Source organism: Actinomycetospora aurantiaca, from assembly GCF_037401875.1.
Lineage (GTDB): Bacteria > Actinomycetota > Actinomycetes > Mycobacteriales > Pseudonocardiaceae > Actinomycetospora > Actinomycetospora aurantiaca.
Genome location: NZ_JBBEGN010000002.1, coordinates 124,972 through 136,368, shown reverse-complemented (window position 1 = coordinate 136,368; position 11,397 = coordinate 124,972). Strand labels below are relative to the sequence as shown.

The following is an 11,397-nucleotide window of genomic DNA, read 5'->3' as shown; positions in this document are numbered from 1 at the left end:
CCGGACATGTCTGCTGTACACCTCGCGCACGGGTCCGGCGGCGCCGCCGACGAGCCACCCGTCACGAGGTCGTCGAGTGACCCAGCTTCTCCGCCAACTGCCCCAGCAGCTCCGTCGCCGCGTCCGCGATCACGGTGCCCGGCCCGAAGATCGCCGCCGCGCCGCCGGAGTACAGCTCGTCGTAGTCGCCGGGCGGGATGACGCCGCCCGCGACGATGAGGATCTCGGAGGCGCCCAGCTCGGCCAGCGCGTCGCGCAGGGCCGGCACCAGCGTGAGGTGCCCGGCGGCGAGCGACGACACCCCGACGACGTGCACGTCCGCCTCGACGGCCTGGCGCGCGACCTCCTCGGGGGTCTGGAAGAGCGGGCCCACGTCGACGTCGAAGCCGAGGTCGGCGAAGGCGGTGGCGATGACCTTCTGGCCGCGGTCGTGGCCGTCCTGGCCCATCTTCGCGACGAGGATGCGGGGCCGGCGCCCCTCGGCCTCCTCGAACGTCGCGGCCGCGGACCGCGCCGCCTCGACCGCCGAGTTCTCGCCCACCTCGTCACGGTAGACCCCGGAGATCGTCCGGACGTCCGAGCGGTGCCGGCCGTAGACCTTCTCCAGCGCGTCGGAGATCTCGCCGACCGAGGCGTGCACCCGGGCGGCGTCGATCGCGAGCTTCAGCAGGTTCCCGTCGAGGTCGGAGCCACGGGAACCGTCCTGCGCCGACTGCGCCGCGTTCGTCAGCACGTTCAGCGCCGACTCCACCGCAGCGCCGTCCCGATCGGAGCGCAGGTCGGAGAGCCGCGCGACCTGCTGGCGCAGCACGTCGGCGTTGTCGACCTTGAGGACCTCGACGTCCTCGCCGCCGAGCAGCGGGTACTTGTTGACCCCGACGAGCGCCTGGCGGCCCGAGTCGATCCGGGCCTGGGTGCGGGCCGCGGCCTCCTCGATCCGCATCTTGGGCAGGCCCTCGTCGATGGCCTTCGCCATCCCGCCGGTGTTCTCGACCTCCTCGATGTGCGCCCACGCCCGGCCCGCGAGCTCCCGGGTCAGACGCTCGACGTACGCCGAGCCGCCCCACGGGTCCACGGTCCGCGTCGTGCCCGACTCCTGCTGGAGCAGCAGCTGGGTATTGCGGGCGATCCGCGCGGAGAAGTCGGTCGGCAGCGCGAGCGCCTCGTCGAGGGCGTTCGTGTGCAGCGACTGGGTGTGGCCCTGGGTCGCGGCCATCGCCTCGAGGCAGGTGCGGACGACGTTGTTGTAGACGTCCTGCGCGGTCAGCGACCAGCCCGAGGTCTGCGAGTGCGTGCGCAGCGAGAGCGACTTGTCGCTCTTCGCCCCGAAGCCCTTCACGAGCTTCGCCCAGAGCAGGCGCGCGGCCCGCATCTTGGCGATCTCCATGAAGTAGTTCATGCCGATGCCCCAGAAGAACGACAGACGCGGCGCGAACCTGTCGACGTCGAGCCCGGCGTCCCGCCCGGCGCGCAGGTACTCCACGCCGTCGGCGAGGGTGTACGCGAGCTCCAGGTCGGCCGAGGCCCCGGCCTCCTGGATGTGGTAGCCGGAGATGGAGATCGAGTTGAACTTCGGCATCTTCTGCGAGGTGAACGCGAAGATGTCCGAGATGATCTGCATCGACGGCTTCGGCGGGTAGATGTAGGTGTTGCGGACCATGAACTCCTTGAGGATGTCGTTCTGGATGGTCCCGGCGAGCTGCTCGGGCGCGACGCCCTGCTCCTCGGCCGCGGCCACGTAGAGCGCCATCACGGGGAGCACGGCCCCGTTCATGGTCATCGACACCGACATCCGGTCCAGCGGGATGCCGTCGAAGAGCTGCCGCATGTCGAGGATCGAGTCGATCGACACCCCGGCCATGCCGACGTCGCCGGACACGCGGGGGTTGTCGGAGTCGTACCCGCGGTGGGTCGGCAGGTCGAACGCGACCGAGAGGCCCTTCTGCCCGGCGGCGAGGTTGCGCCGGTAGAACGCGTTCGACTCCTTCGCGGTGGAGAACCCGGCGTACTGGCGCACCGTCCACGGCTGGGTGCGGTACATCGTCGGGTACGGCCCGCGCAGGAACGGCGGGAGCCCCGGCAGGGTCTCCAGGAAGTCGAGGCCCTCGGTGTCGGCCGCCGTGTAGAGCGGCTTCACCCCGATGCCCTCGGGGGTCTCCCAGAGCAGGTCGTCGGCGTCCTTGCCGGTCGCCTCCTGCAGGGCGGCGGTCCAGTCGCCGTCGCCGGAGGGCGTGCCGAGCTCGACGTCGGCGAACGATCCGATGCTCATGGTTCAGGCTCCCAGCTCGTCGAGCAGGTCGGTCAGCAGCGCCGCGGCGTCGCACCCGGTGTAGAGGTGCCCGGTCAGGGCGTCGTCGTCCAGCGACTTCGGTGACCCGGCCAGCACGATCCGCGTCGCGCCCGCGCCGGCGAGCGCCCGGGCCAGCGACGCCGCGTGCTCGGCGTAGACCTTGTCCGAGGACGCGATCACGGCCACCGTCGTCCCGGCCGACCGGAACGCGGCGACGATCTCGTCGACGTCGGTGCCGCCCGGGCCCTCGGTGACGTCGATGCCGCCGGCGTGCAGCAGGTTCGTCGCGAAGGAGACCCGCGCGGTGTACTGCGCGAGCGCCCCGAGGGTCGCGAGGAACGCGGTGGGCCGCTCGGCCGCGGCATCGGCCCGGTCGCGCAGGTCCTCGAAGACCTGCGCGTAGCGCCGCCGCGGCAGCCCGCCCTGCGCATCACCTGTTCCCGACGGCGGGGCGGTGCGGCTGGGCAGGGTCTCGTGCAGGTTGGGGAACTCGCTGACGCCGGTGATCGGGTCCGTCCGGTGGGCGATCCGGTCGGCGCGCGCGGTCCACGTCTCCTCGAGGGCCGAGGCGAGCGACCCGTCGTCGAGGACCTGCTCGATCCCCCCGTCGCGCTCGATGCCGGTGAAGACGTCCCACGCGGCGTGGGCGAGCGCGTCGGTGAGGGACTCGACGTACCAGGAGCCGCCCGCGGGGTCGATGACGTGCGCGAGGTGCGACTCCTCGAGCAGCAGCGCCTGGGTGTTGCGGGCGACGCGGCGGGAGAAGTCGTCGGGCAGGCCGAGGACGGAGTCGAAGGGCAGCACGGTGACCGCGTCCGCGCCGCCGAGTCCGGCGCCCACGGCCGCGACCGTCGTGCGCAGGATGTTCACCCACGGGTCCCGGCCGGTCAGCATCGCCGGGGACGTCACGGCGTGGGTGCGCATCGCGCGGGCGGCCGCGGCGGCCCCCGCGACCGAGCCGATGCGGTCCCAGCAGCGCCGGGCCGCGCGCAGCTTCGCGAGCGTGGCGAACTGGTCGGCCGTCGCGGCGAATCGGAACTCGACCCGGGCGAAGGCGTCGTCGACCGACACCCCGGCCTCGTCCAGCAGCCGCACGGCGTGCAGCCCCGTGGCGAGGGCCGCCCCCAGCTCCTGACCGTCCGAACCGCCGGCCTCGTGGAACGGGAGCCCGTCCGCGACGACCGTGGCGAGGTGCGGGTGCCGGTCCGCGGCGGTGCGGGCGTGCTCGACCAGCCGGGAGCGGTACGCCTCGGTCAGCGGCTCCCCGCCCCGGGTCCGCGCGAGCAGCGGGTCGTAGCCGAGCGACCCGCCCAGTGCCGTCGTCACGCCGTGCTCCCCGGCCAGCGCGAGCAGCGCATCGGCGGCCTCGGGGGTGTCCCGACCGGCCTCGAGCGCGACCGGCGCGAGGTCGAGGTAGACGCCCTCGAGCAGTCGCGGCAGCGCGTCGACCGGGGGCCCGCCGGCCTCGCCGAGCACCAGCCACAGCGACGAGACGCCGTTCTCCAGCTCCGCCATCACGACGTCGTGCGCGGACCCCAGGTCGGTCAGGGCGTGCCGCTGCCGGCGGTACCAGCCGTCGGCGACGTGTCCCTCCGGCCGGGAGGCCCGCGTGAAGGGCGGGAGTCCCGGCGCGCCGGTCGGCACGCCGGGCGCGTCCTGCGCGGTGTAGAGCGCGGCGACGGGGAACCCGTCGTCGGTGGCGGTCGCGAGCGACGACTCGACCTCGGCCGGGTCGACCTCCCGCCCCGACTTCGCGAGCACCCCCGCCACGAGCTCCCGCCACGCCTCGCGGGTCGGCGTCGCGAACTCGCCGGCGAGCACGAGTTCCTCGGGCGCCTCCGGTGCTGTCATGGCCGGGATCGTAGAACGGTCAGGGCGGACCGGTTCACGCGCGATTCCTCACACGGTCGCGCCGGATCGGTTCAGCGGCCGCGAGTTCGTCGAGCAGGGCCACCGTCGTGTCCCAGCCCACGCACCCGTCGGTCACGCTGCGGCCGCGCACCATGTCCGGCCCGATCTCCTGGCGGCCCTCGACCAGGAAGCTCTCCACCATCACCCCGGCGACCGGGCCGCCCGCCGCACGCTGCCGGGCGAGGTCGGCGACGACCGCGGGCTGGCGACGGTGGTCCTTGCCCGAGTTGCCGTGGCTGGCGTCCACGACCACCCGTCCGGGGTGGCCCTTCGCCCGCAGCGCCGCGCACGCCGCGGCGACGGAGGCCTCGTCGTGGTTGGGGCCGGTCGAGCCGCCGCGCAGGATCAGGTGGGCGTCGGCGTTGCCGGTGGTGGTGATCAGGCCCGCGAGACCCTCCGGCGTCACGCCCATGAACGCGTGCGGCGCCGCGGCCGCACCGAGCGCGTCGACCGCCACCCCGACGTCGCCGTCGGTGCCGTTCTTGATCCCGATCGGCATGGAGAGCCCGCTGGCGAGCTGCCGGTGCACCTGGCTCGCCGCGGTGCGCGCTCCGATCGAGCCCCACGAGACCAGGTCGGCGAGGTACTGCGGGGTGATCGGGTCCAGGAACTCGCAGCCCAGCGGCAGGCCGAGACCCGCGAGGTCGAGCATGAGCGCGCGGGCGGTGCGCAGGCCCCGGGCGACGTCGAACGAGCCGTCCAGCCCGGGGTCGTTGATCAGGCCCTTCCAGCCCACCGTCGAGCGCGGCTTCTCGAAGTAGGTGCGCATGACGACGTGCAGGCGGTCCGCGTGCCGGGCCGCCTCGGCGGCGAGCCGCGCGCCGTACTCCCGGGCGGCGTCCGGGTCGTGGATCGAGCACGGCCCGACTACGACGAGCAGGCGGTCGTCCTCTCCGCGCAGGATCGCCTCGGTGTCGGCGCGGCCGCGGCGGACCGCGTCGGCCGCCGTCGCGGAGACGGGCAGCTCGTGACGCAGCAGGGCGGGTGAGGGCAGGGGCGTGACGGCGGTGGTGCGCGTGCCGTCGAGCGGACTGCTCTCCAACAGGGTGGTCATCTCGGGCTCCGGGTCCTGCCGGACCCGACCCGCCACCGTGCCGCGCGAGCCGGGGTCCGGCTCGCGGGGATGGGGTCTAGCGCAGCGGTCTACCCGCCGACCCCTCCCGGGCCGGGCACGTAAACCGGTACCAGCGCTGCACGGCGATCACCCTACACGCGCGTGACCCGGAACGGCCGCTCGCCGTCCGGCCGGCACGCGCCGTCCAGGGTCGACGCGATCCGCTGGTGCGTGCGCGGGTCGGCGTCGCGCAGCGGCCCGTCGACCCAGATCAGCTCGACGGGGCCGACCGGCAGCCACGAGAGGTCACGCAGGCACGCGGCGAGCGCGTCGAGGTCGGCCGCGTAGTAGGCCGGGACGTCCAGGGCGCGGGAGATCGCGGCCAGCGTCGCCTGCTCGTCCGCGGCCTCGGCGACGACCCCGACGGTGCGTGCCCGCTCGCGGGCCCGGGTCCGCGCCCGGGACAGGTCGGTCATCGGGCCGCGTCCGTGACGGGCATCCCCTGATCGATCATCGCCCCTGGATACCCGACCGAGCCCCCGTCGGCCGCAGGCGGAGGTCTGTGAGCAGGCCCACCGTCCGTTCACCCCGAGACGGCCCGGTTGCTCCGCTTGCGCCCCGCGCCGTTCGCCCGCGGCCACTAGCGTGGCCACTCGATGACGACGATCCATGTCCATCGCCGCCCGCTCGCCCCGCACGTGATGACCTACCTCGTCGTCATCGTGCCGTTCGCGGCCCTGCTCGCGGCCGTGCCGCTGGCCTGGGGCTGGGGCCTGACCTGGCTCGACGTCGGGCTCGCCGTCGCGCTGTACGTGATCTCCATGCTCGGCGTCACCGTCGGCTTCCACCGGTACTTCACCCACGGGGCCTTCCGGTGCGGGCGCGGGCTGCGCATCGCCCTCGCCGTGGCGGGCTCGCTCGCGGTGCAGGGACCGGTGCTGCACTGGGTCGCCGACCACCGCCGGCACCACGCCTTCGCGGACAAGGAGGGCGACCCGCACTCACCGTGGCGCTACGGCACCTCCCCCGCCGCGCTGGCCAAGGGGTTCTGGCACGCGCACATGGGCTGGATTTTGGAGCGCAACCTCTCCAGCCAGGAGCGCTACTGCCCGGACCTGCTGGCCGACCCCGACGTCGTGCGCGTCAGTCGGGCGTTCGGCTGGATCACCGCGGCGTCGTTCGTGGTCCCGGCCGTGATCGGCGGCCTCGCCACCTGGTCGGTGTGGGGCGCCTTCACCGCGTTCTTCTGGGCCGGACTGGTCCGGGTGTGCCTGTCCCACCACGTCGCCTGGTCGACGAACTCGATCTGCCACATGGTCGGCGAGCGCCCCTGGAAGGCGCGCGACCGGTCGACCAACGTCTGGCCGCTGGCGATCCTGTCCATGGGCGAGTCGTGGCACAACCTGCACCACGCCGACCCGACGTCGGCCCGCCACGGCGTGGGCCGCTGGGAGATCGACATCTCGGCCGGCACCATCGCGGTGTTCGAGAAGCTCGGCTGGGCCTGGAACGTGCGGTGGCCGCGGCCGGAGCGGCTCGCGAAGCTGCGCGCGACCGGTTAGGGCGCGTCCCGCACGGTCAGCACCACGCGGACGACCCGCTCGACCGCGGCGTCGAACAGCGCCCCGCGCAGCTCGCCGCGGTCGGCCAGGTTCGCCGCGGCCATCGCGAGCATGCGGTCCGGGCCGAGCCGCCGGACCAGCAGGGCCGCGATCTCCTCGAGCTCGAGGCCGGGGTGGTCGAGGCGCGTCAGCGCGAACTCGACGATCAGCTCCTCGTCGGACACGGCGGCCTCCCTCCCGGCCCGAGCGTAGTCGGCGGGACCCGGGAGGGGTCAGCTCCGGCGCAGCCGTGCCTTCTGCACCTTGCCCATCGCGTTGCGCGGCAGCTCGTCGGTGACGACGACCTCGCGCGGCCGCTTGTGCTTCGACAGGCGCTCGCCGACGAAGTCCATGACGGCCTGCGGGTCGACCGGCCCGTCCGGGCAGACGACGTGCGCGACGATGCGCTGGCCGAGGTCGTCGTCCGGCTCGCCGACCACCGCGGCCTCGCTGATCCCGGCGTAGGCGAGCAGCGCGGTCTCCACCTCGCCGGCGCCGATGCGGTAGCCGCCCGACTTGATCAGATCCACCGACCGGCGCCCGACGATGCGGTGGTAGCTCCCGGCGTCGACCACCGCGGCGTCGCCGGTGCGGAACCACCCGTCGTCGGTCCAGGTCTCGGCCGTGGCCTCCGGCCGCCCGAGGTAGCCGTCGAAGAGGCACGCGCCGCGGACCTGCAGCTCGCCGATCGACTCGCCGTCGGCCGGGACCTCGGAGTCGGTGGCCACCGACTCGCCGGTGTCGTCCTCGTCGACCGCCCGCAGCCGCGCCTCGACGCCCTCGACCGGCACCCCCACCCAGCCGGCGCGGCGCTCGCCGTCGGCGCGGACCGCGAGGGTGATCATGGTCTCGCTCATCCCGTACCGCTCCACCGGCGCCTGCCCGGTCAGGTCCCGGATGCGCTCGAAGACCGGGACGGGCAGCGGCGCGGAGCCGCTCACCAGCAGCCGGGCGTCGGCCAGCGCGGCCGCCGACGACGGGTCGTCCGCGATCCGCGACCACACCGTGGGGACCCCGAACAGCAGCGAGCCGCCGTGCGCGGTCACCGCCCGGGCGTAGTTCTCCGGGGTCGGTCGACCGGTGTGCACCAGCCGCGAGCCCAGCCGCAGCGCCCCGAACACCCCCAGCACCAGCCCGTGCACGTGGAACAGCGGCAGCCCGTGGGCGAGGGTGTCGGCGTCGGTCCAGGCCCACGCGTCGGCCAGCCCGTCGAGCCCGGCGGCCATCGCGTCGGCGGAGAGCAGGACGCCCTTCGGCGAGCCGGTGGTCCCCGACGTGTAGAGGATCAGCGCCGGGCCGTCGCCCGGCTTCTCGCGGACCTCGTGGCCGGCGCGGCGGGACAGGTCGACCCGCCGGGCGGGGAGGGCCACGTCCCGCGGCTTCTCGCCGACCCACGTCGTCGCGCCGGAGTCGGACAGCACGTGCCCCCGCTCGGCGGCCCCCGAGTCCGGCGGCACCGGCACCACCGGCGCGCCGGCGAGCAGGCACCCCACGACGGCGACGACCGTCTCCGCGCTCGCGGTGGCGTGGACCGCCACCGGCGAGTCGGGGTCGGCGCGCTCGACGATCTCGTCGGCGACGACCGCGGCGGCGCCGAGCAGCTCCGGCCCGGAGAAGGCGGTGTCGCCGATGCGCACGGCCTCGGGATCGTCCAGGCCGCCGTCGAGCAGGGCGCGGAGCAGGGGCACCGTCGGACCTCCAGAACCGTTCAGGGGAGCGCCGCACATTCTCACCCGCCCGGGGCCCGGCGCGCGCGCGACCTCCCGGCCACCGGGACGTGGGAGGATCCGCCGGGTGACCCAGCCGACCCGGACCGGCGCCCGGCCGCGCCCGTCGCTGCTCTACGCGGTCAAGCAGGTCGAGCTGATCGTGCGGGCCCGGCTCGACGAGCTGCTGCGCGACTCCGGGGTGACCGCCCTGCAGTACACCGCCCTGACCGTCCTGGCCGCCCGCGACGGGCTGACCTCGGCCGAGCTGGCCCGGAACTCGTTCGTCACCCCGCAGGCGATGGCCGACCTGGTCACCGCGCTGGAGCGGGGCGAGTTCATCGAGCGCCACCGCAACCCCGACAACCGCCGGCAGCTGCTCATCTCGCTGACCCCGACCGGGCACGCGCTGCTCGTCCGCTACGCCGAGCCGGTCGCCGCCATCGAGGAGCGGATGGTCGAGGGTCTCGGCCCGACCGACCGCGAGCAGTTCCGGTCCTACCTCAACGCCGCGCGCGCCTCACTGGCGCAGTGACCGCCGCAGGGCGGGCTTGTCCAGCTTGCCCGTCGGGTTGCGGGGCAGGGTCGCGACGACGTCGACGGTGCGTGGCGCCTTGAACCGCGCGAGGCGGCCGTCGAGCCACGCGAGGAGGTCCTCCGGGGTGGTGTCGACGTCGGGTGCGAGGACGACCCACGCGTGCCCGACCTCGCCCCACCGGTCGTCGGGAACCCCCACCACGGCGACGTCGACGACGTCGGGGTGCGCGGCCAGCACGCCCTCGACCTCGGCGGGCGAGACGTTCTCCCCGCCGGAGATGTAGAGGTCCTTGGCGCGGTCGACGATGCGGTGGAAGCCCTCGTCGTCGACCTCCGCCACGTCGCCGGAGCGGAACCACCCGGCCCCGGTGAAGGCCGCGGCGGTCTCCTCGGGGCGCTGCCAGTAGCCGGACACCACGTGCGGGCCGCGGACGAGGATCTCGCCGGACGACGCCAGCGTGACGTCGGTGAAGAAGTGCGGCCGGCCGGCCGTGCCCGCCCTGGACCGGGCGTGCGCCGGGTCGAGCAGCAGGACGCCGGGCGCGGCCTCGGTCATCCCGTAGCCCTGCAGGAAGGCGGGGCCGCGTGGGGCGTAGACCTCGAGCAGGCTCGGTGGGACCGGCGCGCCGCCGCAGAGGAGGTACCGGACGCTGGACAGGTCGGCGTCGGCGAAGCGCGGCGAGCGCGCGATCGTCGCGAACATCGTCGGGACGCCGAACATCACCGTGACGCGCTCGCGCTCGACCAGATCGAGGGTCCGGTCGACGTCGAAGGCCTGCTCGAGCACGAGCGTGCCGCCCTTGAGCAGCACCGGCAGGCACGTCATGCCCAGCGCCGCGGCGTGGAAGAGCGGGGCCGAGAGCAGGCACACCTCGTCGCCGGCGAGGTCGACGTCGACGACGACGTTGAGCGCGTTCCACGTCAGGTTCGCGTGCGTCAGGCACGCCGCCTTGGGTCGCCCGGTCGTGCCGGAGGTGAACATCAGGACGGCGAGCGCGTCCGGGTCGGTGTCGACGGGCTCGGCGCGCTCCGTGGTGTCCATGATCAACGCGTCGAACGTGCCACCCAGTGTCAGCAGTGCGGCCATGCTGACACCGGACGACAGCATGGCCGCAGTGCTGACATCCGGGTCGACCACCAGGATCCGCGGCGCCGTGTCGGCCACGGCGAACGCGACCTCGTCCGCGGCGAGCCGGGTGTTGAGCGGCACGAAGACCGCGCCCAGCGCCGTCGTCGCGAACATCGTCTCGACGAAGGCCGGGTGGTTGGGGCCGAGGTAGGCCACGCGGTCCCCCGGGGCGACACCGAGGCCGCGCAGCCCGGCCGCGAGCCGGCGGACGCGGTCGTCGAGCTCCGCGTAGGTGGTGCGGGTCGGGCCGTGCACCAGCGCCACGCGCTCCGGGCTGCTCCGGGCGCGGCGGGCGGTCCAGGTACCGAGGCCGGGCGGCGGGGTCATGACCGCTCGTAGGCCCCCAGGCCGGGGCGGTAGGTCTTGTCGTCGAGGAACTGGGTGAGCCCCTGCTGCTTGCCCTGCTCGGGGTCGTGCCCGGTGGCGGCGTCGAGCTTCGCGTAGAGGTAGTCCTCGGCGACGTCCCACGACATCTGCCGGACCTTCTTCACGCCCACCTTCGCCGCGCGCAGCACGTGGGTGTTCATACCCGCGAGCCTGCTCGCCACCTCCACCGTCCGCGCGCGGAGCCGGTCACCCGGAACGGCCTCGTTCACCAGCCGCATCGCACTGGCCTGCCGGCCGTCGAAGCGCTCGCCGGTCATCACGTACCACTGCGCGTCGCGGGCCGGGATCGTCTCGGCGAGCGCACGGGAGACCAGCCCGCCCGGCGGGATGCCCCAGTTGACCTCGGAGAGCCCGAACGACGCGTCCTCGGCGGCGATCGCCAGGTCGCAGCACACGAGCGGGGTGAATGCGCCGCCGAAGCACCAGCCGTTGACCATCGCGATCGTCGGCTTCGCGAAGTGGATCAGCCGGCGCCACTGCCACTCCGCGGAGTCGCGGCGTGCCCGGAGCTCCACGTGCGGCGGGGCGGCGTCGACCTCGCGGAAGTACTCCTGGAGGTCCATCCCGGCCGACCAGGCCTCGCCCCGTCCGGTCAGCACCACCACCCGGACCTCGTCCGCCGCCTCGAGCCACTCCAGCGCCGCGATCATCTCGCGGTTCAGCGTCGGGTTCATCGCGTTGCGCTTGTCCGGCCGGTCGAAGAACAGCCAGCCGATGCCGGCCTCGTCCGGACCCTCCCCGAGCTCGATCGCGACGGTCTCGAACGACGGCGGCGTGCTCAT

Annotated in this window: 10 protein-coding genes; 2 read left to right on the top strand and 8 right to left on the bottom strand. The window is 74.2% G+C overall.

The window, feature by feature from the left end; translation table 11 throughout:
• Window positions 1–61 precede the first annotated feature (61 nt).
• From scpA to WCD74_RS05200, 4 genes are all read right to left on the bottom strand, one after another.
• Entirely contained in the window at window positions 62–2,269 is a 2,208-nt protein-coding gene (gene scpA, locus WCD74_RS05215; RefSeq protein ID WP_337693777.1) for a methylmalonyl-CoA mutase, read from the bottom strand.
• Between the two features lie 3 nt (window positions 2,270–2,272).
• Window positions 2,273–4,141, bottom strand: a complete 1,869-nt coding sequence (locus WCD74_RS05210; RefSeq protein ID WP_337693776.1) for a methylmalonyl-CoA mutase family protein — start codon at window positions 4,139–4,141, stop codon at window positions 2,273–2,275.
• A 34-nt stretch (window positions 4,142–4,175) separates the two neighbouring features.
• Window positions 4,176–5,255, bottom strand: coding sequence for a 3-deoxy-7-phosphoheptulonate synthase (locus tag WCD74_RS05205; protein ID WP_337693775.1), 1,080 nt, complete (start codon window positions 5,253–5,255; stop codon window positions 4,176–4,178).
• A gap of 152 nt (window positions 5,256–5,407) precedes the next feature.
• A complete protein-coding gene (locus WCD74_RS05200; protein WP_337693774.1) occupies window positions 5,408–5,731 on the bottom strand; it encodes a barstar family protein in 324 nt (107 codons plus the stop codon).
• Between the two features lie 180 nt (window positions 5,732–5,911).
• Here WCD74_RS05200 and WCD74_RS05195 point away from each other — a divergent pair, with 180 nt between their 5' ends.
• Complete coding sequence (locus WCD74_RS05195) at window positions 5,912–6,817, top strand: acyl-CoA desaturase (protein ID WP_337693773.1); 906 nt, start codon at window positions 5,912–5,914, stop codon at window positions 6,815–6,817.
• On the opposite strand, the gene WCD74_RS05190 is transcribed toward WCD74_RS05195, so the two are convergent.
• Both WCD74_RS05190 and WCD74_RS05185 read right to left on the bottom strand, forming a co-directional pair.
• Window positions 6,814–7,041, bottom strand: coding sequence for a hypothetical protein (locus WCD74_RS05190; RefSeq protein ID WP_337693772.1), 228 nt, complete (start codon window positions 7,039–7,041; stop codon window positions 6,814–6,816). The two genes, WCD74_RS05195 and WCD74_RS05190, sit on opposite strands and share 4 nt — an antisense overlap.
• Before the next feature lie 48 nt (window positions 7,042–7,089).
• On the bottom strand, window positions 7,090–8,544 hold the full coding sequence (locus tag WCD74_RS05185) for an acyl-CoA synthetase (RefSeq protein WP_337693771.1): 1,455 nt from the start codon (window positions 8,542–8,544) through the stop codon (window positions 7,090–7,092).
• 106 nt (window positions 8,545–8,650) lie between these two features.
• Between WCD74_RS05185 and WCD74_RS05180 the strand changes: the two genes are divergently transcribed.
• Entirely contained in the window at window positions 8,651–9,097 is a 447-nt protein-coding gene (locus WCD74_RS05180) for a MarR family winged helix-turn-helix transcriptional regulator (RefSeq protein WP_337693770.1), read from the top strand.
• On the opposite strand, the gene WCD74_RS05175 is transcribed toward WCD74_RS05180, so the two are convergent.
• Both WCD74_RS05175 and WCD74_RS05170 read right to left on the bottom strand, forming a co-directional pair.
• Complete coding sequence (locus WCD74_RS05175) at window positions 9,083–10,555, bottom strand: acyl-CoA synthetase (RefSeq protein ID WP_337693769.1); 1,473 nt, start codon at window positions 10,553–10,555, stop codon at window positions 9,083–9,085. The genes WCD74_RS05180 and WCD74_RS05175 overlap by 15 nt on opposite strands.
• Window positions 10,552–11,397, bottom strand: a complete 846-nt coding sequence (locus WCD74_RS05170; protein ID WP_337693768.1) for a p-hydroxycinnamoyl CoA hydratase/lyase — start codon at window positions 11,395–11,397, stop codon at window positions 10,552–10,554. Before WCD74_RS05170 ends, WCD74_RS05175 begins: the two co-directional genes overlap by 4 nt.